The organism is Prevotella melaninogenica (genome assembly GCF_018128065.1).
Taxonomy (GTDB): domain Bacteria; phylum Bacteroidota; class Bacteroidia; order Bacteroidales; family Bacteroidaceae; genus Prevotella.
Map to the genome: position 1 here is coordinate 868,876 of NZ_CP072359.1, position 25,255 is coordinate 894,130.

The 25,255-nt window shown below is 41.7% G+C and carries 17 protein-coding genes and 1 pseudogene; 8 read left to right on the forward strand and 10 right to left on the reverse strand.

Going from position 1 to position 25,255, the window contains the following annotated elements:
- Window positions 1–147: 147 nt before the first annotated feature.
- From J5A56_RS03600 to tnpB, 4 genes and pseudogenes are all read right to left on the reverse strand, one after another.
- Window positions 148–2,061, reverse strand: a complete 1,914-nt coding sequence (locus J5A56_RS03600) for a SusD/RagB family nutrient-binding outer membrane lipoprotein (RefSeq protein WP_036919818.1) — start codon at window positions 2,059–2,061, stop codon at window positions 148–150.
- 12 nt (window positions 2,062–2,073) lie between these two features.
- Window positions 2,074–5,460 (reverse strand): annotated as a pseudogene (locus J5A56_RS03605) (SusC/RagA family TonB-linked outer membrane protein).
- A gap of 744 nt (window positions 5,461–6,204) precedes the next feature.
- Window positions 6,205–7,863, reverse strand: a complete 1,659-nt coding sequence (gene tnpC / locus J5A56_RS03610; RefSeq protein ID WP_211815440.1) for an IS66 family transposase — start codon at window positions 7,861–7,863, stop codon at window positions 6,205–6,207.
- A 63-nt stretch (window positions 7,864–7,926) separates the two neighbouring features.
- Window positions 7,927–8,142 carry a transposase gene (tnpB, locus tag J5A56_RS13415; protein ID WP_249112009.1) on the reverse strand — a complete coding sequence of 72 codons (216 nt, stop codon included), beginning with the start codon at window positions 8,140–8,142 and terminating at the stop codon, window positions 7,927–7,929.
- A gap of 979 nt (window positions 8,143–9,121) precedes the next feature.
- On the opposite strand from tnpB, the gene J5A56_RS13420 reads away from it, so the two are divergent.
- The 3 genes from J5A56_RS13420 (at window position 9,122) to J5A56_RS03625 (ending at window position 11,551) form a co-directional block, all read left to right on the forward strand.
- Entirely contained in the window at window positions 9,122–9,544 is a 423-nt protein-coding gene (locus J5A56_RS13420) for a hypothetical protein (protein ID WP_249112012.1), read from the forward strand.
- Between the two features lie 20 nt (window positions 9,545–9,564).
- Window positions 9,565–10,554, forward strand: coding sequence for a hypothetical protein (locus tag J5A56_RS03620; RefSeq protein WP_249112014.1), 990 nt, complete (start codon window positions 9,565–9,567; stop codon window positions 10,552–10,554).
- Window positions 10,555–10,702: 148 nt separating this feature from the next.
- Window positions 10,703–11,551: a hypothetical protein gene (locus J5A56_RS03625; RefSeq protein WP_021672378.1), complete on the forward strand. Its 849-nt coding sequence runs from the start codon at window positions 10,703–10,705 to the stop codon at window positions 11,549–11,551.
- A gap of 510 nt (window positions 11,552–12,061) precedes the next feature.
- Here J5A56_RS03625 and J5A56_RS03630 read toward each other — a convergent pair.
- Together J5A56_RS03630 and gdhA are read right to left on the reverse strand one after the other, a co-directional pair.
- Window positions 12,062–12,868: a septal ring lytic transglycosylase RlpA family protein gene (locus J5A56_RS03630; RefSeq protein ID WP_021672377.1), complete on the reverse strand. Its 807-nt coding sequence runs from the start codon at window positions 12,866–12,868 to the stop codon at window positions 12,062–12,064.
- Window positions 12,869–13,023: 155 nt separating this feature from the next.
- Complete coding sequence (gene gdhA, locus J5A56_RS03635; protein WP_021672376.1) at window positions 13,024–14,361, reverse strand: NADP-specific glutamate dehydrogenase; 1,338 nt, start codon at window positions 14,359–14,361, stop codon at window positions 13,024–13,026.
- Between the two features lie 258 nt (window positions 14,362–14,619).
- Between gdhA and J5A56_RS03640 the strand changes: the two genes are divergently transcribed.
- Window positions 14,620–17,643, forward strand: a complete 3,024-nt coding sequence (locus J5A56_RS03640; protein ID WP_021672375.1) for a PEP/pyruvate-binding domain-containing protein — start codon at window positions 14,620–14,622, stop codon at window positions 17,641–17,643.
- A 287-nt stretch (window positions 17,644–17,930) separates the two neighbouring features.
- Here J5A56_RS03640 and J5A56_RS13835 read toward each other — a convergent pair whose 3' ends face one another.
- From J5A56_RS13835 to J5A56_RS03655, 4 genes are all read right to left on the reverse strand, one after another.
- Complete coding sequence (locus J5A56_RS13835; protein WP_349251573.1) at window positions 17,931–18,299, reverse strand: hypothetical protein; 369 nt, start codon at window positions 18,297–18,299, stop codon at window positions 17,931–17,933.
- A 29-nt stretch (window positions 18,300–18,328) separates the two neighbouring features.
- Window positions 18,329–19,441, reverse strand: a complete 1,113-nt coding sequence (locus J5A56_RS03645) for an AMP-binding protein (protein ID WP_349251574.1) — start codon at window positions 19,439–19,441, stop codon at window positions 18,329–18,331.
- Window positions 19,438–20,286 carry an SDR family NAD(P)-dependent oxidoreductase gene (locus J5A56_RS03650; RefSeq protein ID WP_021672373.1) on the reverse strand — a complete coding sequence of 283 codons (849 nt, stop codon included), beginning with the start codon at window positions 20,284–20,286 and terminating at the stop codon, window positions 19,438–19,440. The genes J5A56_RS03645 and J5A56_RS03650 overlap by 4 nt, the downstream gene beginning before the upstream one ends.
- Window positions 20,287–20,571: 285 nt before the next feature.
- Complete coding sequence (locus tag J5A56_RS03655) at window positions 20,572–21,297, reverse strand: RDD family protein (RefSeq protein ID WP_021672372.1); 726 nt, start codon at window positions 21,295–21,297, stop codon at window positions 20,572–20,574.
- 101 nt (window positions 21,298–21,398) lie between these two features.
- Between J5A56_RS03655 and J5A56_RS03660 the strand changes: the two genes are divergently transcribed.
- Genes J5A56_RS03660 through J5A56_RS03675 form a run of 4 tightly spaced genes read left to right on the forward strand, consistent with a single transcriptional unit; the run spans window position 21,399 to window position 25,217 of the window.
- Window positions 21,399–22,379, forward strand: coding sequence for a stage II sporulation protein M (locus J5A56_RS03660; protein WP_021672371.1), 981 nt, complete (start codon window positions 21,399–21,401; stop codon window positions 22,377–22,379).
- Entirely contained in the window at window positions 22,354–23,346 is a 993-nt protein-coding gene (locus J5A56_RS03665) for a hypothetical protein (protein WP_021672370.1), read from the forward strand. Before J5A56_RS03660 ends, J5A56_RS03665 begins: the two co-directional genes overlap by 26 nt.
- A 12-nt stretch (window positions 23,347–23,358) precedes the next feature.
- Window positions 23,359–23,970 carry a DUF4129 domain-containing protein gene (locus tag J5A56_RS03670; RefSeq protein WP_021672369.1) on the forward strand — a complete coding sequence of 204 codons (612 nt, stop codon included), beginning with the start codon at window positions 23,359–23,361 and terminating at the stop codon, window positions 23,968–23,970.
- Window positions 23,967–25,217 carry a DUF4350 domain-containing protein gene (locus J5A56_RS03675; protein WP_021672368.1) on the forward strand — a complete coding sequence of 417 codons (1,251 nt, stop codon included), beginning with the start codon at window positions 23,967–23,969 and terminating at the stop codon, window positions 25,215–25,217. Before J5A56_RS03670 ends, J5A56_RS03675 begins: the two co-directional genes overlap by 4 nt.
- Window positions 25,218–25,255 lie beyond the last annotated feature (38 nt).

Below are 25,255 nucleotides of genomic sequence, written 5' to 3' on the forward strand. Positions count from 1 at the left end.
GAGGGTGTGTTCACAATTGACACACCCTCTTTCAATAATCTAACGAAAACAATCTTGAGGCATGTGAGCACAAGTTTATTGGGTGTTTTTACCCACTTGCTTCTTCATAGCGTTTATTGATGCCTCTTTATTCTGCAAGTCTCCCTATTAGTAGTTAGGACCTTCGCCAAAGTTTGGAGCCCCCTTGTCGTACCACACCCTTTCAGAGTTAAGCAGTTCAGGTCTTTGGCCATCTGTAAAGGTGAATCCTTGCTGCGTCATCGCAGTTTCAATAATAGTACGCATTTTATCGGCTGGATCGGGTTGAGCGATATAGAATCGGCGAGGCAACTCAGTGTTGGGCTTCATTGTAATCCAAGGAATGAGCGAGCTACCAACTTTAGGAACGCCAGAACGGCGCACTGTTACAAACTGCTCAAGTGGTTGATAGAAGAAATGTAGATACAATTGGATGTAAACCTTTTCTAAGTCACTTGGAATATTACCTGTTAGTTGGTAGTCAGAATTAGCCATCATCGTAGCAATGGCTGCATCACCGTAGGTAACTGGCTCGTCTAACTTGTCATTACAATGTGCCTTATCGTAATAAGGTATTTTGTTTAGTATTGCTAAACGGTTATAAGCCTTTGCTGAAGCCTCAACGCCAAGTTTGAAGTATTCAGCTGCAGTATGTGGCAAGTTAGCACCCAGTAACTTAAACTCAGCCAGATAGAGGTTCATTTCAGCTGTGGAAAGGGTCATCTCGTAAAGTGGGTTATCTTCAGTGTCTTGTACCACCTTACCTTTTGGAGCTGTTGGGAAAGTGAAGTCAACGCGACCACGCACTAATTCCTCGTTAAAGTACGACAATGGTGAGTAGGTTTTAGATTTGTCTCCATCAGTTACTTTCCATCTGGTAGTTACAAAATAGTTATTGTTTCCAGTATATTCGGCTTTTTCTGATATAGCCATACCGATAGGCAATCCCTGATAGCGCACCCATGGTTCGCCGTCATCTTTCCAACTGTCGAAATGTTTTTTACCAGAAGCATCCGTTGTATAATTCACCTGGTCTAAAATATATTTAGGAATAGCACAGTTGTTATCCCCTCTTGCTTGTGCATCGAAGAATGCTTGAATAACCTCAGAGTTGAAATCGTTTTTGGTAAACATCACCAGCATTCGTGGATCTTTGTTACGTTTCATGAAGTCGATAACGTTTTTGCTGCTAACACCTAAGTTCACACTATTATCACTTCCATAGGTGTTGTTGCCACCATCTCCACCTGTACCTTTATTATATACATAGTCGTCTGCAATAGATTGCATCACGTTTGCATCGTCAGCACCCACCTCTTCAGCTATTTTTAAGGCTTTAGCTTTGTTTTGGTGAAGAAGTCTTACTGCAATTTTAAGTTTTAGGGCGTTTACAAATTTTACCCATTTCTTAGTATCTCCCCCGTAGGCTAAGTCATTGTCTCCAACACTTATCTGCGTTGTCGTTGACTTCAGTTTATCCAGGTCGGTGTTCAGTTCGGTCAGCCATTGGTCGAATAGACTCTCCTGCGATTCGTAGTTCGGTGTTAATGTACCTCCATATTGGGCTTGTGCAGCTTCAGAGTAAGGTCTTGAGCCAAAGAGGTCGGTATCGAACAGTCCCATGTAAACTGTTAGAGCGTTTGCCATAGCCGAAAGGTGTGAATATTGAGCAGCTTTGTTAGCTGGCATCTTATCGATAGTAGATTTAATATCGTTCTCGTATCGTTTAACATAAATAAGCTGAGAACCCACACCGCCCAGTTCAGCCAACTTGTTATACAAGTCATTAAAACTACTTGATGGTGAATATGCCTGAACTATTTTTGACGTGTAAGCCCCATCGTAATACCACAGCAGGTAATCGAAGGGCTGGTATTGCACCTGTTCCTGAGTAAACAAGAACACAGGATTTCCTTCGGCGATAGTCGATGGGTCGGTATTTATTTTTGCGTATTCGCTTTCGCTGCATCCTGTTGTTAGTATCATGCATGTGGCACATATACCAAAGGCGAGCGACTTGAATTTTATAATATTCTGTTTCATAATGAAAGGCATTTAGAATGTAGCGTTTAATGTGAAGAGATAGCTTGCTGTGTAAGGCATAAATGATCGCATACGGAACTGCGCAGCTCCTGTTCCACGTACCGATTCAGGATTCTCGTGATTTGGCGCAGTGTTCAGTAGGTATGCCAAGTTACGTCCGGTGAAACTAAGGGATAAGTTCTTTGCACCGATATAGCTGCTAATTTTGGTTGGAACGTTGTACGAGAGAGTTATTTCTCGCAGAGCGATGTAGTTGATTTTCTTAAACCAATCATCGTTAATAACACCTGTTCCCCAGCTATTCTTAAAGTATGCAGCACTTTGTAGGTGTGCAGGTTCTACATAACCTTTTTCGTAAGCCTCCTGATAGGTCATTCCACTAACGTCTTGGTTAGTTCCTCCCGGCGTGGTAACAATAGTCCCTGCATCGAAAACGGCATCAGGAATAAAGCCATCAGTAAACACCTTATCTTGCGCATTAGCGTATTTGCTGGTCCAGGTCATCCCCTTACGGTATTTCTCGGTCTCTCCAGAGAAACCGTATGCAGTTGCGTAGCGTGAGTTATACGAAGCAACGTATCCTCCAAAGCGTGCGTCAAATAGCACATAGAGACTAAGGTCTTTCCATCTCAGGGTAGAGTTTAGTGATCCAAGGAAGTTAGGCAACATCGATCCAACTTCTTTCACAGTACCTCCGCGCTTATAATACACTGTTCGGAATTTGTTAGTGTAGCCCACCACTGGTTTGCCAGTCTTTTCGTCGGTCTTTATCCAAGAGTCAGACATTAGCATACCATAGTCGGAGCCTACTTTGGCAACAGATGCTATGCGGTAGTTACCATAGTTTGCTGCACCATCCAGATTAATGTAAGAGGTTACATCAGGACTTAGTTCTACAATCTTATTGCGGTTGCGAGTGTAAGTGAAATTTAGGTCCCATTGCCATTGTTTCTTCTTTATAGGAGTTGTGTTGAGTGCTATTTCTATACCTTAGTTCTGTATATTACCAGCGTTGATTAGCTTTTCTTTTACGCCCGATTCCCAAGGTACATTGATAGTCATAATTTGGTTTCGAGTGTTCTCCTTATAATAGGTGAGGTCTACCCCAATCCTACTGTCAAGGAAACGCCAGTCAAGTCCCACTTCCCAAGCATTCTTACGTTCAGGTTTTAAGTTGGTACTCTTCATATTCTCAGGGATAGTCATTCCATATATTTTCTTGTCGCCACGTTGATATGTTGCCACAGAATAGCCCGAATTTATATAATAAGGAGAGGTGTCGTTTCCCACCTGCGCCCAAGAACCGCGTACCTTTGCAAAGCTAACCCATTTTGGAAGTTTGTCTTTGAAGGTTTCTGTGATGATCCATGAGCCCGAAACAGAAGGATAGAAATAAGAGAAATTACCTGTTCCGTAGCTGTAAACCAAGGCTGAGGACCAGTCGTTACGTCCCGTTATGTCCAAGAATAGTTGATTCTTCCAGCTTGTTCCAATCATAAAGATGGTAGAGACGATACGCTTGGTGTTGAATTTATACGCATTAAAGCTGGCTTGTTGTTTTGAATTCTTGATAAAGAATTGGTTGGGCACAATAAGTCCACCGTTCGTACTCTCGCTATTATACTGTGCATATTGGTTAAAATATTCCTCACGTAAGAACCCGTGCACTTCCCAGTCCTTATTAATTTGATAGTTTAGGTTGGCCGCAAGGTACAAGTTCTCTTGTGTAGTGTGCGTGTGTGAGAGTGCATAAGACCCACCTTCGTTGGCATAACCACTACCAGGGGCTTTTAGCTCGCCATCGATGGCATAATAGTTGAGCGAACCACCAGTTGAAAGCTGTAGCCAAGGCAGTGCTTGAATATTGATGTTAAGCACAGGGCGAAACATGGTTTCTGTTTGTTTGTAATCGTTTTCAAAGATACTCCACCACAGCTCCTTGCCAGGTACAGCACGATAGAGATCGCCATATCTTTCGCTGGCAAGTCCACCATGTTCCCCTTTGTAAAGGTTACGATAACGATTAACATCGTATTCACGTGGGAACGTACTATTAGCAAAGTATTCTCCAATGTTTAATGGTGCATTACGGGGCTGTGATTGCGTAAAGTTCACGCTGAAATCTACCGTCACGATATTTCCAATCTTTTGTGAAGCTTTTCCTAAGAACGACAGACGGTTAAAGGTGTTGCGTGGTGTAGTACCCTTATTATATTTATAAGATGCTGAAGCATAGAATTGTGTACGATCATTACCACCTTGCAATGATACATTCGTATTGGTATTAAAGCCTGTGTCGTAAGCATCTTTATAGTTGTTTGGGAACATTTTCGCTGTTCCCATTGTCCCATCGTACTGTTCAAACTGTTTACCTTCAGCCCATGAGATATTAGGTCCCCAAGCATAGTTACCATATTGTTCGATGAGCGAGTATTCACCTTTAGAGTTACGAGCGAACGATGTCATGTTATCGCTCCAAAGGTTGCCCGTGGCAGTGTATTCGTCTCCGTAATCTACAGCACCAGGGAAAGCTCCAATCATATAGGTGTTTTGTAGATCTGGAGAACGATAGACTGTTTCTAATCCTATAGTTTGCGAAACCTTTACAGTAACACCTTTGCCTGCTTTCCCACTTTTAGTGGTAATTACGACAGCACCATTCAAACCACGTGAACCATATAATGCTGTTGCTGCAGCGCCTTTTAGTACGCTCACACTCTCAAAGTCGTCGGGGTTAAGGTTCTTTAGTTGGTTACCATAGTCGTTGATATTGCTATTCCAGTCAGCGTCCCCTGATTGGCTTGTAGCATTATCTAATATCACACCGTCTACTACAAAGATAGGTTGGTTGTTGGCATTAAGAGTAGATGCACCTCTTATTTGAATTTTAGTAGAACCAAACATTCCACCGTCTGACTGGCTGATCTCTACACCAGCCACCTTACCTTGCAATGCTGTAACAGGAGAAACCGTGTTGGCTCGTTCCAGTTCATCGCTTTTCAGTTCGGTGACAGCATAACCCAATGCTTTTGTTTGTCGTTTAATTCCCAATGCCGTAACCACCACATCATTAAGCGCAGTGGCTTCTTCTTCAAGGGCAACGTTTATCTGTTGTCGACCATTAATATCTACATTTTTAGGCTTCATTCCCAAGTATGAGAATACTAACGTGCCTTTTGTGGGGCATTGTAGGGTGTATTGCCCGTCGATATTAGTCACAGTACCCATATTTGTACCTTTCACCGTTACCGAAGCACCGATTACAGGCTCGCCCGTTGGGTCTTTCACAATGCCACTAACCGTGACATTTTGCGCATAAAGCTCAGTAGCGAACATCCATATCAGTGCCATCATACAGATTCGCCATAAGGCTTGCGCTTTGTTCTGCTTGTTGTTCATTTTGCTTATAGTTAAAGATTAATGTGTAATATTTATTGTTTAGGTGTTATTTATGTCTCTATCTCACTTTCATTCGGTGCCAACTCTTTTTGTTTGGTTTTGTTGTTTTGAATAATAAAGTCAGCTTTTCACGCTCTTTTCTTAGTTATGTGATGATTTGAAGATGTCACGAAACCTTATCACATCAGATTTATTAAGCATCGAATTAGTGAGTTGGCTTTTTATGCGTTGGTTTACTTCCTTACGGCATATAGCATTTAAAATGTCAGAACACTCATTGTCACCTTTTATAGGTATTGCTTATTTGGACTCTTCGTAGTGCTTTTATCTATTCAACACACATTTTGTGTTGTGGTTAGCTTTGTGTATCAGTTATTACCACAATGAATATGTCGCTCTTGGGGATTCTTACCGAGATAATTCTATTTGTTTAGTTATAGATTTTATTAATATTTAATAACTTCTTCGAGCGGGACAGATTTTTACTCCAAAGATGATTCTGAGTATTGTAGATATTGTAATCTCAATTGTTGGTTAGTGTTAGTACGTTTGACGATACACCAAGTGTTGCTTAACGGTTGTTTATATATTTCTTATTCTGTGAGCAAATTTAAACAAAATAAATATATTAAGCAATAAAAGGGGTGATTATTTTTTGTTAATATATAGTAAGCATCCAAAATTCGCCGTCTTGCCACTTCACAAAAAATCCTTATATGACTGGCTTCATATAAGGGTTCTATGCTATTTATAGTTTATGGGTAGCAGTTTAATCAATTCCTCATCCTCCATGTCCAGCAAGGGTTTTGCTAATACCTGCCTTAACCACATGTTAGGTTCTATCTTTGCTTCCCTACAACATGCCATGAACGTATAGAAGATGGCATTGTTTTCAGCTCCTTCGTTGTTGCCACAGAAAAGATAGTTCTTCCTTCCTAACGTAATGGGTCTGATGGCTTGCTCCATAAGATTGTTATCTATATTGAAATGCCCATCTTGTACGTATCGGCTGATGCGTATCCATACGGAGAAGGCATAACGCAGAGCTTTCTCCATAGCTTCGCCAGGGAGATATTCCTTGTGTACCTCCTTCATATATGCTTCAAGAGTCCTTAATATAGGATATGCTTTGGATTTTCTTTCAGCCTGAATCTCTTCGTAGCTGGCGTTACTGTGTTTTAAGTTTGCTTCTAACTCGTAGAGTACGGCGATCATCTTAACGATATGGGCGGCATTCTTGTCATTTGTCGATAAATGCTCGAACTTTCGCCGGACATGTGCCATACATCCCAAGAGCTCTATGCCTTGAACGTTTTCAAATCTGCTGTAAGCTTCATACCCATCGGATTGTATAGCACCATGATAGCCTTTGAAGAGTTCGTCGGGTACGGCTCCAGATCGTGAACCTTCCTTCCAATGAAAGAAGACCCCTCGGCAGTGCAGCGCATCTCTTACTCCCCACAGATAACCCTTGCGAGTCTTACCCTTACGGTCGGCAACTTGTACGCTTGTCTCATCAACTTGCAAGTAGGGACTCTGTAAAATCAACTTTGCTTGGAGTTTATATAGAGGATATAAAGCGTTAGCTGTGCTGTGAACCCAGCTGTTTATGGTAGAGGTTGGGATGTTGATGCCATACTCTTTCCATCTGGTGCTTTGTCTATACTCTGGCAAATGATAGACAAACTTTCCTGTGATAATCTCAGCCAGCAGAGAGGCATCGGCAAAACAATCCACAGCTTGCTTCTGTAAAGGAGCTTCCAGTATGTCAATCTTTGCATCCGTGGGTTTTGCGTCTTTCAAACGGCAGACGATGCGGTCTTCAACCTTAACATAAAAGCTTGAGGGACGTAAGCACAAGTGTTCTGTCTTATCGTGACCGATGATAACCATACGGTTTTCATCATACCCATCTGGATAAATCTCAGTAACCACACGCTCTATATCATTAGGAACATAAGAGGCATATGGCTTGCCTTTTCTCGTAGAACGAGCGTTACAGCTTGCTTCCCTGCGCTGCTTAGCTTGCTTCTCTACTTCCTTAATGATAGTTGGTATTTCCCCCGAAAGTTGTTTACCTTCTTTTGCCCAATCTTTATCAAAGAACGAACCTGCCCAGCCGTTGGGACTCTCAGGTAAACGCTTTTCGCTACGTCTACCGAATACCATACGCTCAAGTTCAAGAATACGTTGAGATTTTCTTGCTAACTCTGCATCCTTTTGCTTAAGCTCTTCGTCCTTTTGCTTAAGTTCTGCATCCTTTTGCTTAAGTTCAACATTCTTGCTCTTAAGTTCTACATCCTTACTTTTAAGCTCCATGTCTTTCTGCTCAAGAAGATTTATAACATCTTCTCGAGTTAAAAAATGATAGTTAGACGCAGTCTTATTGTTGGATGTATTCATTAGAAAACCAGTTATTTATATGATACAAAGGTACGAAAAATATCTGGATTTTGCAAGAATTTTCTAAGGTTTATTGTAACGTTTTCTTCGATAACAATGAGGATTTATACCTTCTATATAAAGGACCAATTCATCCCATCGAAGTTCATAAAATCCCTTGGTTTGCTGCATGATTTTACCACTTAAACAACCCTGTGCCATCTGCTTGTGGTATACGACAAAACCACATCGTTCCCAATGAAGCAGCTTGATACGATTGCGAGAACGATTATAAAACACATAGACACAACCATCAGATGGATTAAAATCGTTACCACGGACGAATTGACATAATCAAAGCATTCCCTGGCGCATATCCACAGGAGAACAACAAACCCGATAAACATTTGTTTCATTCAGTGCAAACATCTTTTTTGTGCAAAGGTAGCAACAATGCGGTATCCACAAAAGACGGCTAATTTTGGATGCTTACTTTATTTCTTCCTAAATCTTTTTATATATGTCACGGTCGTTGCCGAAAGGGTAAAAGCCGAATATACTTAGACTTGGGATATAAGTGTATCGGCTGTTACACTTTGGGCAAGGCATTGGGACAGAGAATGTTGTTGCATTATACTCAATGTCTAATGCGCGAAAGGTGTTGTTGCAGTTGTCGCATGTGAAAGTGATATGACCTCTAATCATAAGTGATGTGATTTTAATGTATAAATATTTTATTATGATATAATGACCATTAAGCGTTATTCTTTGCTTTTATTGCTGATGTCTTTTTGCTCATCACACGTGGTGTTGTTGGTTAGCACGAGTAGTGCTGTTGGTTAGCACCAATGGTGCGGAGGCTTAGCACGTCGTAAGATATTGTGGAGTTAGGGTACAATCAGTTGTTAGGAGTTGTCTTGCAGCATTGAGAATACGTCTTAATTGATTGATAGCTTTTGTTTGTCAAGATATATTTGCTTACGAGTAATGTTTGGTTTTTGTTCATTTTTCTTCAACTGTTTTGTTTCTGTTTGCAAAATAAATGCTTAATTGTGAGAGGCACAAAGGATTTAATTTGTATTTTTGCGACAGAGTAGCTTTATTGTTGCAATTAGTAATATATGAAGAAAGGAAGTTTGAACATGTATGAAATGTCTTGTTGGGACATTCTTTAAGGATTGAACTTGGTAGCTGTATAAACTGTTGAAGATGAAAAAGTGGAAATCTGTCAGATAGGTTATTACTGTCAGATAAGATGATAGCGTAAAGGTTGAAAGATATGAATAGAGATGATAAGACTGTTAAGTTGGTAGATAAGCGGGATGAAGCTCAGGTAATAATGTCTAAGGCTGATGCTGATGACGAGGCGATAAAGGAGAAACTGAATGCTGTGTTTCGACTCAGGCTACTATATAATACAGGTGAAGAGTTGTGGAGGCATATCGGAAAGTCGGGTGGTGGAAATAACTCTTTTGGTCGTGTTGGTGGAAAAGATGCCTTTTTGCGTAAGGCAGTTTATCACGAGTTGGAGCGTGAGTGGTATGACGAAACGGGCATTATTCTTAATGGCTTGTTAGATGCTTATGCACAAGCAGCAAAGCTTATGGAGAGGTATAATCCTTTGCATGAGGATGAAGAAGAGGGTGTGAGGATAGAATGTTGTGAGCAAATTGTTAATGTTTGTATTTTGATGATGAGATAACAGATAAGCAAGGTGCGAAGATGAGGGAACTCCTTTTGCGTTTGCAGGAAGAGGATACTTATTGCCTTGCGGTTTTGTTGTTGATGTTGCTTGGCGTATTGCCTTCGTCTTTTGAAACTCGACAGGGTGATGCGAAGGAGATGAAGGTAAAGTACGAGCAGGTTTATAACTTCTTTCTGTGCGTATGTCATCGTAATATTCTTTTTGTACAGACGCCAAGGATGACCCTCTTTCATAAAGCTCTAAAAGACTCGGAAGAGAAACTGACACGTATAAGATTAGTTAAGCTTACGGTTGATGTACTTTGCAATCTGTCAATTCTTGCAAGTACAGAGCAGATTACAGAGACTGGACGACGTGGTCAGTGGGATCAGTTGTCTCCCAATCTTGATGGTTATTGGTTCGGTGAGCATCATAGTGAGCACCGCCCAGATTATTGGCGCGTGGAAGAGATAATGTCAGGATATCTTTTCACTCATTATTTTCAGAAGGAGGGAGAGAATGGTAAACTACATCAGCAAGAGTTTACAATCAGTTTTTATAGTAATGAAGATGATTATGCTTGTGTGCAACATCCTCGTTCTATTATGCAATGGTTGAATAATGACAAGTTATCAAAAGAGGATATAACCTATCCGCACTTTGTCTTCTTTGGAGGAGATAAACCAACGAAGATAGCTTTTGAGTCGTTTATGATGGATGTTTCTTGGTTTCGACCGATGCGATTGATACGTGCAAAAGATGATTGGATGCCTCCAACAGAAAAGGGAATGGAGGTGATAAATGATTTTGAAGCTTATTCCTATACTTTCTATCTTGGTTTTGAAGCGATAACACCAGATTTTATCTCTGTGAAAGATGAGAATGGAAAGTCGTATAAAGTCTCTGTTTCTGAGCATGAAGAATTAAGAAACTGTACGTTGAACGATGCTATTGGTATTATCACTTGGGCTGGTAAACGTTATATAGCGTTTGATCATTTGATGTTGTATCTTCCGATAGAGGAATAATAAATTTTATTGCTTTTTACTTCTGGAAATCAGAGTAGTAGAAGATACGTTTAGGTATTTTAGGGTTTTCCCCTCGTTGAGTAGGGAAATATCTTTGTGAGTGTGAAAATATGTAGCTAATTTTGCCAACGTTAAGAATTTGAAAGTTATGAAGAAGTCTTTAATACTCTCCCTCTCTGCCGCTGTGGTGCTGAGTAGTTGCGATACCTATACAGGGTCAGGTGCTGTAACTGGTGGCTCGTTAGGAAGCATTCTTGGAAGCGCTATTGGGGGCATTGCAGGTGGAGCGAGAGGTTCAGATATAGGTACGATTGTCGGTATGGCTGGTGGTGCCATTATTGGTGCTTCTACTGGTGCAAAGGCTGATAGGCGTGTGAAAGACGATGTACACGACCACTATGAGAAGGTGCAACAGCGTAAGGAACGGGAGAGGAGAAACCAGACTGGATACGACTATTATAATCAGACGGACGGTTATGCGCAGTATGATGGGGTAGATAGCAGCGGCTTTGATAAGACTAACTCTGGTGACGACCGTATTTATGATTTCCAAGGTAGCGATTATACGGGCAGTTATAGTGCAGCAGAGCCGAGCATAAAGACTCCAGCAGCGTCAAGTGTTGATAAGTTAGCAGGCAATTATCAATATACTCCGAATATTGAGATTGTAAATGCTCGTTTCGTAGATGACAATCAAGATGGTGTGTTGTCACGCAATGAGGTGGGCAAGATTATCTTTGAGGTGATGAATCGTGGGGACAAAGCTATCAGTGATGTGCAGCCATCGGTATTGGAGACAACAGGTAATGGACATATCTATATTAGCCCATCTATCCATATTGAGAGTATTGCTCCTGGTAAAGGAGTTCGTTATACAGCTCTTGTGAAGGCTGATAAGAAATTAAAGAATGGTATGGCACGATTTGCTTTAACTGTTCTGCAGGGTCAGAAGAGTATAAGTAAGGTGACAGAATTTGATATTAAGACCAGCAAATAAGATTGTTGACAGTATAGAAAGAGAGACTTTCAACAATTATCTTATGGCTTGAAAACTACGAGAATAGAATTTGAAAGAGATTATAAAGAAATTATTGTGTAAGTACTAACTACTGATAACTAAATCTTTGAATGACGAAATGGGGGTGCATCATTGAACTGATGTGCCCCCTATTTCTTTTTGTATAGTCTGGTAGTTCTCTTCATCTTCGTTAGCTATTAGCGTGTTATTATTATTCTATCATATTCTTTCTTCCTATCTTCAAGCGACGTGTTGATGCTTAGCACATGTCGTGCTGTTGGTAAACACCAATAGTGTTGGGTACTAATTATCTTTCTATATGTTATCTAAGAGGGGATCAACTTGTTGTTAGAAACGAGTTATAACATAGATAATACTTGTACAGAGATACTAAGACTTAAAGGGAAATGGTCGGGGATATCACGGTATTTACGCCCCTCCCTATGGGGGAGGGGACGGGGGAGGGACTGCTATTGTTTTTATATTTTTCTATTCAAAGAGTCCAGTTACACCATCCTTCACACGTTTGAAGAAGTTGGTCCAGCTACTACTTGATTCATTCTTTGGCGTAGTAGATTGTGTGCCAGACTTATTCTGTTGAACAGTCTGCTGTCGGTTGGTTGCTGTTGAGGTGGTATAGACTGGTGTTGGCTGAGTTTTTTTCTTGGTATTCTGCTGGTTGGATGGAATAGACGTCTGCACCGGTTTACGTGGATCAGCGTTATTCTCCTTATTGTTTTTCTCCATTTTCGCTTGCTGTGGAATCTTCTTGTTATTTAAGTGAGTATCCACTTTGCGCTCAATCTCCTTTGGTTTGTCCTCCTCAACCTTTTCCCATTCAGGGATAAACTCATAGCAAACGCCTGCTGTACCATATTCAATCTCAGGCATTTCAAGTATTCCCGTTGACTCAGATGGGAAAGGTATCTCTGTCTCCTTTCGTACAAGTTCGACCTTAACGTAAGCCACACCACTGGCAATAGTACCTAATTCACGTGCAGCAGCATATGACAAATCAACGACACGTCCACGAACAAAAGGACCACGGTCCGTTACGTGGACAATGACCGACTTACCATTGCGAGGGTTTGTAATCTTCAAACGAGTTCCAAAGGGAAGTGTACGGTGTGCACAAGTAAAGGCATTACGGTCGTAACGTTCGCCATTGCTCATTCGGCGACCGTGTAATCCGTTACTATAATAAGAAGCTTTACCATCTGACTGTGCTTGTATGGTCAGTGTAAAGATATTAGATAACGTAAATAACGCTATCGTGAGAAGTTTGGTTCTACTCATATTTATTAATTAGTATTGCCAGCCTTCTCTCAGTAGAGGTAAGGTTTGTTCTATAAATTACCTATATGGTGAAATCGTCAAGATAGTTTATAGAACAAACCTTTGTTCCCTCTCTGCTTTCGAGAGCAGGAGAGGGAATAGAAAGACTGGTATATTTATACGACACCCTGTGCGAGCATAGCCTTCGCTACCTTCATGAAGCCCGCAATGTTGGCACCCTTAATATAATCGATGTAACCATCAGCTTGCTTACCATACTTCACGCACTGCTCATGGATAGAGCTCATGATGTAATGGAGCTTCTGATCAACCTCTTCCGGACTCCATGAGAGACGGAGAGAGTTCTGTGACATTTCGAGACCTGATGTAGCCACACCACCTGCGTTAACAGCCTTGCCAGGAGCGAAGAGCTGCTTCGCTGCAGTGAACTTATCAGCAGCCTCTGCTGTACAACCCATATTTGAAACCTCAGCTACGCACAATGGCTTGTAAGCAAGAATCTTGTCTGCATCTTCACCATTAAGCTCGTTCTGAGTAGCACATGGCAAATAGATGTCTGCCTTCTGCTCCCAAGGCTTACGACCCTTGAAGAACTGTGCGCCAGGATATTTCTCTGCGTATGGCTCACAAACGTCATTACCACTGTTGCGGAGTTCGAGCATGTACTCGATCTTCTCACCGCTGATGCCGTCTGGGTCATAGATATAGCCGTCAGGACCACTCAATGTGATAACCTTTGCACCGAGTTCGGTAGCCTTCTTAGCGGCACCCCATGCAACGTTACCGAAGCCTGAGAGCGCAACAGTCTTACCCTTAATGTCAAGACCGTGGGTCTCCATCATCTGGTGAACAAAGTAGAGTGCACCATAACCAGTAGCCTCTGGACGGAGGATTGAGCCACCCCATTCTCTGCCCTTACCTGTGAGCATACCTTGGAACTGGTGAGTCAGCTTGCGATACTGACCAAAGAGATAACCAATCTCGCGACCACCAACACCGATGTCACCTGCTGGAACATCCTCGTCAGGACCGATGTGGCGATACAACTCGTTCATGAAAGCTTGGCAGAAACGCATGATTTCAGCATCGCTCTTACCACGTGGAGAGAAGTCTGAACCACCCTTACCACCACCCATAGGCAATGTGGTGAGTGCATTCTTGAATGTCTGCTCGAAACCGAGGAACTTCAAGATACTGAGGTTTACTGATGCGTGGAAACGCAGACCACCCTTGTACGGGCCGATAGCACCATTGAACTGCACGCGATAACCGATGTTCACCTGTACCTTACCTTGGTCATCAACCCAAGGTACGCGGAATGTGATAACACGTTCAGGCTCAACAATACGCTCAATAATACTTGCGCGCTCAAACTCTGGGTGCTGATTGTAAACATCCTTTACAGACATGAGCACTTCGTGTACTGCCTGCAAATACTCTGACTCACCTGGATGCTTCTGCTCCAGTGCTTGCATGATTTTTTCGACTTCCATAGTAAATTGACTTTTTATTTGTTTATGTTAGATAGTATCATTCCGTTTAGAATGGTACGGCAAATATATCCAAATTCTATCAAAAGACCAAATGAAAATCAAAAATTTTTCTTTTTTTTCTTTCTTCTTGAAAGTTGCTTTGGTTGCAAAAGATAGTAACCAGTTTGCAAAGTAATAAAAAATATATTATTTAACTTGCGAAAAGATAGGTTGACTTGTATTTATTTTGTATTTTTGTCCAATATTAAGTTTTGGATTATGAGTGAGCAAGTTCCTGCACAATGGGGTAATTTTTACCTAAAAGACGTTAGTTTCGTCAATCTGATGATGCGACGAATTTACAATGTTCTGATTGTAGCTAATCCATACGATGCCTTCATGTTGGAGGACGATGGGCGTGTGGAAGAGAAAATCTACAATGAGTATATGGAGTTAGGTTTGCGTTATCCGCCAACCTTTACGCAGGTTTCAACGATTGAAGAGGCCTCAAAGGTACTCAATACGGTAGATATCGACCTCGTTATCTGTATGCCAGGTAATGCTGATAACGATGCCTTTGATGTGGCGAGAGCCGTAAAGGCAGAGTTCCCTGATATCCATTGTGTGGTACTTACGCCTTTCTCCCACGGTATCACGAAGCGCATACAAAACGAAGACCTTAGTATCTTTGATTATGTTTTCTGCTGGTTGGGCAATACCAATCTCATCCTCTCAATCATCAAACTGATGGAGGATAAGATGAATATAGAGAATGATATCCACGAGGTGGGAGTGCAGATGATATTGCTGGTAGAAGACTCTATCCGTTTCTATTCCTCTATCCTACCTAATTTATATAGCTATATTCTTACGCAGAGTCAGAACTTTGCCACAGAAGCCTTGACCCGACACGATGCCTCTTTGCGCCAGCGTGGACGTCCAAAGGTTGTCTTAGCACGTACCTACGAGGAGGCATGGGATATCTATCAACGTTATAAGGATAACTGCTTGGGCGTTATCTCTGATGTGAGGTTCCCTATTAATAATGTGAAAGAACAGAGGACTACTGCGACCGAAGGGAACATACCCGTAGTAGCGAAAGACCCAGAAGCTGGTTTGAAGCTACTTCGTGCCATTAGAAAAGAAGACGAATACCTTCCATTGATTATTGAAAGTTCAGAGAGTGAGAACCGTGAGAAGGCTGAGGCAGAGGGATTCCGTTTTGTCGATAAGAACTCAAAGAAGATGAGCGTTGACCTTCGTCACTTGCTTGAAGAACACATGGGCTTCGGGGACTTTATCTTCCGTGATCCAAAGACACGTAAGGAGGTGATGCGTATTCGTAGTTTGAAGGAGTTACAGGATAACATCTTTACTATCCCACGTGACTCCATTCTATATCATATCTCCCGTAACCACATGAGTCGTTGGCTCTCAGCACGTGCCATCTTTCCTGTGTCTTCTTTCCTGAAAGGCATCACTTGGCATAAACTGCAAGATGTGGAAATTCACCGACAGATTATCTTTGATGCCATTGTTGCCTATCGACGGATGCGCAATGTGGGTGTTGTCGCCTTGTTCGATAGACGGAAGTTCGACCGCTATGCCCACTTCGCACGTATTGGTGACGGTTCATTAGGTGGTAAGGGACGTGGTTTGGCTTTCCTCGACAATGTTATCAAGCGTCACCCCGACTTCAATAGCTTCCCGAATGCTAAGGTACAGATACCGAAGACGGTTGTTCTTTGTACGGATGTCTTCGATAGTTTTATGGAGCAGAACAATCTTTATCAGATTGCTTTGAGTGATGCGAGCGATGAAGAGATACTCCAAGCCTTCCTTCGTGCCCAATTGCCAGATGAATTCATAGGTGATTTCTTTACCTTCTTTGAGGCTACTCGCTCACCAATAGCCGTCCGTTCAAGTTCGTTGTTGGAAGATAGTCACTACCAACCCTTCGCAGGCATCTATTCTACCTATATGATTCCTTATCTTGAGGATAAGTATGAAATGCTCCGAATGTTGGCTTGTGCGATTAAGGCTGTCTATGCCTCGGTTTATTATCGTGACTCCAAAGCCTATATGACTGCTACAAGTAATGTCATAGATCAGGAGAAGATGGCAGTTATTTTACAGCAGGTTGTCGGTAAGGAGTATGGAGATCATTTCTATCCGAACATCTCTGGCGTTCTTCGCTCTCTCAACTATTATCCGATAGGAGAAGAGAAAGCTGAGGAAGGTATTGCCTCTTTGGCATTGGGATTAGGTAAGTATATTGTTGATGGTGGGCAGACGCTGCGTGTTTGTCCGTTCCATCCGCATCAAGTCTTACAGATGAGCGAAATGGAAATAGCCTTGCGCGAAACCCAGACTCAGTTCTATGCTCTCGACATGAAGCATATCAGTGAGGACTTTAAGGTAGATGATGGCTTTAATATCCTCAAACTGCGTGTGAAAGATGCTGAGGCTGATGGCAGTCTACAATATATCACTTCCACTTATTCTCCCGAAGACCAAGCTATTTACGATGGACTCTACGAGGGTGGAAGAAAGGTTATCTCTTTCTGTGGTGTCCTCCAACAGAACGTCTTTCCACTACCAGAGTTGTTACAAATGGCAATGACATACGGTGCTGAGGCTATGCGTCGCCCTGTGGAGATAGAGTTCGCTGTTAATTTGAATGATGACCGAACGGGTGAATTATATCTCTTACAGATTCGTCCAATCGTTGATTCTAAACAGATGTTAGACGAAGATCTCACGACTATTCCTGATAATCAATGTCTCTTGCGGAGTCATAACTCTTTGGGACATGGCGTTTCGGATGATGTACAAGATGTTGTGTATGTAAAGACCGACAGTTCTTTTACAGCATCTAACAACCCAACTATTGCTGATGAGATAGAACGGATAAACCGCAAGTTCCTTGATACTGACAAAAATTATGTGCTCATTGGTCCCGGCCGTTGGGGTTCAAGCGACCCTTGGTTGGGTATTCCTGTGAAGTGGCCACATATCTCGGCAGCCCGTGTCATCGTTGAGGAGGGACTGGAACACTATCGTGTAGACCCAAGTCAGGGAACACATTTCTTCCAAAATCTCACCTCTTTCGGTGTAGGCTACTTTACTATCAATCCTTATAAGGAAGATGGATTCTATCAGCGCAGTGTACTTGATGCCCTTCCAGCTGTGGAAGAAACTCAGTGGGTACGCCATGTTCGTTTCCCAAATCCATTAAAGATTATGATGGATGGTAAGAAACAAGAAGCCCTTATCATGCTTCCTCAAGAGGAAAAGGAATAGACTTCCTCCCTAAGAAAGGGTATGATTCTATAAAAGTAAAGCCATCATCTACGGCAATAGACTGTTGATGATAGCTTTATTGTTAGTGGATAAAAGATATAGAGAAGAACTTCACTACTCCTTTAATCCTCCTATATTTATCTAATCTTTGGATTGTTCTCAAATTATTTTCATGAAAAGAAATATTTATTGTCGTGAAGAAAAATATTTTCTTTCATGAAAATAATTCTTTTTTATCATGAAAAGAACTCAGAACTGTTTGTATTTGGAGTTAAGACGGAGCACATTTAACGAAGCTTCTGCTTGCCAGTTGAGAGCATTTCAATGGTTTTGAAGCGGATGCTATGTGGCATTTCCGCACGTGAAAGTTGTGGTTGGAGCCAGTCGAGGAGTGTTAGCTCTGTTAGAGTAGCCTTTGGCGTACATTCTATTTCCGTGTGGATGACATTGCCAAAGTTAGGGTCGGGAACGTTAAAGGCACGTGCTGCAATGATCATAGGGTGGGAGAGAAGAACCTGCTCAATGTGTTCTGGCTGTACGTTCTCACCTCCGCAGACCACCATTCGGTCGGCTCTACCATGATGAAAGAAGTAACCTTCGCTATTCTGAGAAACTAAATCGCCTGTATTTTGCCATTGTTTTTCTTTTCCATGCATAGCCCAACGAGAACGTACCCAAAGTGTTCCTATTCCTTTTTATTGAGATTTTTTATTTTACAGTCAACTCCTTGAATAGGCTTACCTAAGGTTGTCTCTTCGAAGGAAGCTAATTCTTTAGGTGTTGCCAGCATAAAGAATCCTGCTTCAGACGTACCATAAAGGTTAAAGAGCACCTCACCAATTTGTTGATGAGTCATGTCGATAAGGCTTTTAGGAAGTTTATCGCCACCGCTTATAAGACAACGTAGACTCTTCATCTTCTCCTTTGCTTTTTCAATCTGCCAAAAACGTGAGAGCATAGCAGGAACAATAGGCATGACCTCTATCTGTTCACGCTGGATAATCTCTAAGGTTTTGATAGCATCGAAGCGTTTTTGTAGGCATACTTTCTTACCCATAAGTAAGGAGATGATAAGCGTTGAAAGTCCGAAACCATGATAGAATGGCAGTGAAATCAGTACACTCTTATATTCGTAGATTCTGATGTTGTGTAGTAGCGCAAGCAATGGAGGAAGAAAAGAGGTGACAGAGGGGCGGTGGGCAATACTCTTAAAGTCACCACTTGTTCCTCCTGAGTGAATGGTTATTTCTCCTCCTCGCCAGATTTTAGGGAGTTTTATATCCCTTGTTTGCGCCTCCTTAGATAAAAGGAGGTCGCTTAGTGTCTCTGTTGTAACAGCTGTACAAGGAGTTCCTGTGGGAATCTGTTTGAGGTCTTCGTCATATACAAAGAGTTGATAGTGATGCTTTTGTAAGGCTGCTGTTATCTGTTTTGTGCCTAAGTCTGTGCTAAGCAAGGTGGTGTGTATGCCTAATCGTGACAGTGCATGTAGAAGAATGGTTAAGGTAAGGCTGTTACGTCCTATCAAAGCCACTCTCATTTTGGGTTGGAGGTGGTATTTTGTGTGGAGTATCTGTGCGAGTTGACGAGTACGATTGTAGAGTTCTCGATAGGTCAAAGATAGGCTGTCATTAATGACAGCACAGCGTTGTGGATAGAAGTAAGTAACGAAGCGAAGTAGCGCCATCAGGCTAATACCTTCCAAGATGAGGCTTTTTGCCCACACAAATAAGCCCTTTAGTGAGATTATGTGTAAGCGATAGAGGATTGAAAAGATAGAGACGTTTCTGCTTTTCATGTCATTCGTTTATAATATAGCTGTATAATTGGCGCGAGGATGTGGACTATCGGAGCAGATAACTTAGCCCACCATGGTTTATAACTCTTGTTCTTTCGTATGGCAAGTTTCAACAGAATATTGGCTGCATCAGATGGGGCGTAAGCAGGTAGATGCTTGTATTGTTCGTTAACATCCGACATCGCTGTGTGAACTAAGGGTAAATAGGCTATCTGTACGCGGACACCTAATGCGGCAAACTCGCTGTTCGCTGTCTCACACCATGTATTCGCAGCACTTTTTGAAGCATGATAAGCCGACCAACCCGGTGCCATTGGATAGAGTGTACTCACTGATGAAGAGTAGATGATACGCCCTTTGCTTGCTTTCAAAGCAGGTAAGATAGCTAATGAAAGTGCGATCAAGGAACGATAGTTGAGGTCTATGGTGCGGTCATAGTCGTGGAGCCGGTCTACGGCATCATTGATCTTGCGATGGATAGATTTACCCGCATTGCAAAAGAAGTAATCCAACCGTAGTAGTGTTTTCCTTAGTTTTTGGCAAAGCTGTTCCAGTTCTTCTCTGTCTCTTAGGTCTATTGCGCAGTAGTCTGCACTACTTCCCATTTGCTTAGCTTTGGCACATAAGAGACGTAAGTCCGCTTCACTACGAGCAATGAGGAAGACATTTGCACCTGCACTGATTATTTTTTCGGTTAATGCCCTACCTATTCCATGCGATGCACCCGTCACAAGTATCCACTTCCCAGAGAAGTGTTCTCTTGTAATGTCAGGTGAAAGACTTATGGTTGGGTAAGCCAAAGCACCTCCAATAGCTATTATCTTTTTTCTGAGAGACGTCATCATAACTCTTTTCTAACAATCAGTAGTGCTTGTTTTGATAACCAATAGCGATGTGATTAATGCTCCGCACATCATGTGTTAGGCATGAACACAATGTGTGTTGGGCATCCGCACATCATGTGCTAAGCAATAACACGTTGGATGAAAATGGGTAGAACGCTTTATTGTTGTCGTTATAACATGGCATCGTAAGGCACTAACACCAAAGTTATACAGAGAAGTTCTGTTAGATATCCATGTTATCTTCCCCTCTACCTGTAGTTTGTCGTTTTACGTTTCCCCTAACCTTTATATTATTTCTAAGCTGTAATGCTGATAATCACGCACGATAGTATAGAGGAATTTCTCGTCAGCAGTGTTCGTATCAGATATTTTGAGGTGTTCTCGTACCTTAGCTGCAAGAGAAGCAATACGACGTTCGCGCTCGTATCCGTATTCAGTATTGAGCGTACGTTGGATAACATCAAGTTGGTTAAGTGAAAGGTCTTCAGCCTGCGGATAGACTGGTTTGTATTTTCGGTCAAGGTAATAGAACTCGTCAAGCGATACTTGAATCTTTCGATAGTCATTGAGTCGAATTACCATTGTTCCTGCAGCGAGGTCGCCCAATCGCTGTGAGTTCTTAGAAATAAGAATGATAAGTGCACCAATCCCCGAGAAACCAAGGTCGACGAGTTGTAGAAGCCAGCGCATGAAGAATTCTCCAATACCCGGTGTTGTACCGTCTTTCTTCACCACACGTATGCGCATTACCATCTTTCCAACGCTTTGTCCATGGTTGAAAAGTTCCATAAGGAAATGGTAAAAGACAGCTGGAAGATAGACACCAATCATCCATACAAGTCCATTCGAGAAAAAAGAAAGATTCAGCTCGCTAATAAGGAGTGTGATACCAATCAGATAACATACAACCAGAAAGCCATCGATTATTTGTGCTATGATACGCTCTCCTAAACTGGCTGGTGACTGACTTATCTGTACGTATTGCCCTGTGATAATATTGGCTTCAGACATTTCGTTGAGAATTATATGTTATTTCTGTTGCAAATGTAAGAAAAAAACTCTACTTTTGTTCCCTAAATAATAATAATGTGTAAAATACGTGTAAAGTTTGCATGAAAGAGATACTTTTCATACGCAATAATATTGAGAAGTGGCGGGCAATGGAGGACATGATAGATAATGTCAAGTTTGAGATGCCTGATCAGTTGGCTGATGCTTATACGGAGCTAACAGCCGATCTCGCCTTTGCACAGACACATTATCCTCGTTCACGTATTACGATTTATCTCAATAATCTTGCTTCCGCACTCCATAATGAAATCTACCGTAATAAACGGGAGAAATGGTCGCGTATGGTGACTTTTTGGACACAGGAGGTGCCAGATGTGATGTGGAAAGAACGTAAGTTGCTACTTCTGTCATTCATTATTTTTATGGTGAGTGTGCTGATAGGTGTTGTCTCAACCTTAGGGGATGAGTCTTTTCCACGCCTGATACTTGGTGATGGGTATATGGATATGACACTTGAGAATATGGCGAAAGGTAATCCGATGGGGGTATATGGCAATGAAGAAGAGGGAAGTATGTTTCTTGGGATTACGTTGAACAATATCATGGTGTCGTTTAATGTCTTTGTTTCAGGAGTGTTGACGAGCTTTATGTCGGGCTTTCTTCTGTTCCGAAATGGTATCATGGTCGGTTGTTTTGATACTTTCTTTTATCAACATGGGTTGTTGGGTGAGAGCCTTTTAGCCACGATGTTGCATGGAACGTTGGAACTTTCAGCTATCATTGTCTCAGGTGCAGCAGGCTTGGCAATCGGTAATGGTTGGCTTTTCCCAGGCACTTACTCACGTTTGGTCAGCTTTCAACGTGGTGCAAAGAGGGGAATGAAGATTGTTGTAGGAACCATCCCCATCTTTATCATGGCAGGTTTTATTGAAGGTTTCATCACTCGTCATACAGAGTTGAATGACTTTATCCGCCTCAGTATTATACTTGCTTCATTGGCGTTTGTCGTGTATTATTTTATTTACTTACCATATAAACGTAATTACCATTTAAACAATGAGAATAGAAAGACCAAAGGTTGAACTGTATCAAGTTCGTGGATTCGGTGAGAAATTTACTGCGATTTTTGATTTTATTCGTGAGAATTTCAAACTTTTGTTGCGTGCATGTACTTACTTGCTTTTGCCATTTTGTATGTTGCAAGGCTTCGCAATGGAGGCTATGATGAAAGTCTTAACGCCTTTTTATAACAACACTTTTGATATAGGTGATGATGCTGACGTAGCGCAGGGTATGATGTTTAGATTAGGTTCTTCATACTTGGGATATTTTATTTGTATACTGATAGGCTCTACCTTATTGGCAGGCATCTGTTATGGTATGGTGAAATACTATCATAAGAGCCCTAATAGACTTCGCGATGTGACAATGACTGACTTAAAACCTGTAATCATTCAGGTTATTAAACGCTCATTGGCAATGACTGCTGTTCTCGTCGTTCTGTTTATAGCTATTTTGGTTTTTATCATCTTCATCTCAGTAACACTAAGTGCACCAATATTAGCAATTATACCTATTCTTGCATTAGCTGTATGCTGCTTGCCTATTTCTATGGCATTACCTGTCTATATTTTTGAAGATGATGAAACGCTATTTAGCTCTATTTCTCGTGGTTTGACACTGGGTTTCCATTCGTTTTGGTCGTTGTTTGGCTTGATGTTTGTGATAGGCCTCATGACAAATATCTTGTCTTCAATTACATCAATTCCTTGGTATATCTTGACTGTCGTTAAGTCTGTTTTGACGATTTCGAATACTGCTCAGAGTTCTTTTGCAGTAAGCCCATTGTATAGCTTCATCGTATATTTGTCATCTGTATTTATGAACTTCGGTATGTATCTTGCGATGACAATCTCTACCTTCGCCTTGGCTTTTCATTATGGAAGCATTGCAGAGGAGGAAGATGGCTTATCTGTTGAGGAAGATATACAGCATTTTGATGAGTTAGCAGAGAAAGATACAGATATTGATAACTTCGGAAAACTCTGATAATACGGTTCTATGTTACAGCCATTGAGTGATACCTTGTCGTGTGATTCTGCGTTACTTCATCAGTTTCGTTCTGATGAGGCGTATAACTATGCGCAAGAGTTACAAGCACCTGAACTTGATTGGTGGGATTGGCTGATGTCAAAGATAGGCGAATTCCTGTCTGAGATATTCGATATTCAAGGCAAAGGGGATTTCCGTATAGTGATCTACATCATTCTTGCGCTTGCTGTTATCGCCCTAATAGCTTTCATTTTGTATCGTTATCAATTCAAACTCTTTGGTAGAGCGGGTAAGATAGCGAATGAAGATGATGAAGAAGATAATATCTATGGCGTTGACTTCGATGCTGTTTATGCCAAAGCAATGGCTCAGAAGGATTATTATAAGGCTGTTAGAATCGTTTACTTGCGCACACTTCGCTGGTTATCAGATGGTAATAAGATTAGTTGGCAGCTCTATAAGACGCCTACACAGTATACCCATGAGTTCCTTTCAGCTGAGTTTCAGCGCATGACAACAGTTTTTATGCGTGTGAGATACGGTAATTATGAAGTGTCAGAGGAACTGGTAAGGCTGATGACAGACTTAGAAAGCCAGATAAAGAAAGGAGGCGTAGAATGAACAAGCGGTTTTGGTTCTTCGTAGTTGCTTTCCTTGTCTTCGTTTTCCTATTAGAGTGGAATGCGCCTTCAAAGTTTGTTTGGAATCCAACTTTCAATCATTACGATAAGCAACCATTTGGTTGTGCGGTGTTCGACTCACTGATGAAGAAGTCAACTCCTGCGGGTTATGTGGTGACACGGAAGACTTTCCCGCAGTTAGAACGTGAGGGTTACGGTAAGAAACCGCACGCTTTCTTGGTTATGGCAAGTAGCATAGAATTGACCGAGACAGATCTTCGGGCTTTGGACAAGCTATTGAAGAATGGTAATAAGGTCTTTATCGCAACTTCTTATCTGAATCCTGACTCTTTATTTCCTGACTTGAATGTAAGTATGGATGGGACAGGTGCATTCTCTCCTTTGCAGGTTCAGGCGGCACTAAAACATCAGTCAATCCTCTATGACACATTAGGTTGGACTCAACAGGTGCCTTATCAGGAAAAAGAATACCATGTCTATTCTGCTATGACAGGTAGTAATGTCGATATAGAAGGGAAAGTTACGTGTGACACTTTGCTTAGCGGCTGGGTTCCTAAGGAGTATTCTGACTCTACAGAAGGCTACTGGGCACCACGTGTGGTCAGCATTAAACGAGGAAAGGGAGAACTCTTCCTTTCTTGTGAACCATTATTGATGACCAATTATGGAATCCTTGATACTCAGACTAATGGTCTCATCTTCCGTTTGATGTCACAGTTTAGAGGGTTGCCAATTATCCGCACTGAAGCATACGGTCCTGAGACGGAATTTGAAACGGATACTCCATTGCGCTTCTGGTTACAAAATGAACCTCTCCGATGGGCTGTCTACCTCACCTTAGGAGGACTATTACTCTTCTGTATATTCTACGCACGAAGGAGACAACGCGTTATCCCAATAGTGGAAGAGCCTGCGAACCGTTCGTTGGAGTTTGTTAAGCTGATCGGAACCCTTTATCATCAGAAGCATATTAATCGAGACTTGCTGCAGAAAAAGTATAGTTATTTTGCAGAGACTTTACGTCGTATGACGATGATAGATATCGAAGATGTTGAGTCAAGGAAGGAGAATATAGCACAGATAGCCCTTCGAACAGGAATGCCAGAGGCAGAAGTGCGAATGATACTCGACCGTGTCGAACGTTATTTGCAGGGTAATGATGAACTAAAAGATGCTGCTCTGCGAAAGGCAATAGATGGTATGGATATGATAATCAATAAGCTATAAAGGCTATGGATGAGCAAATAAAAATGTAATTGAAGAGC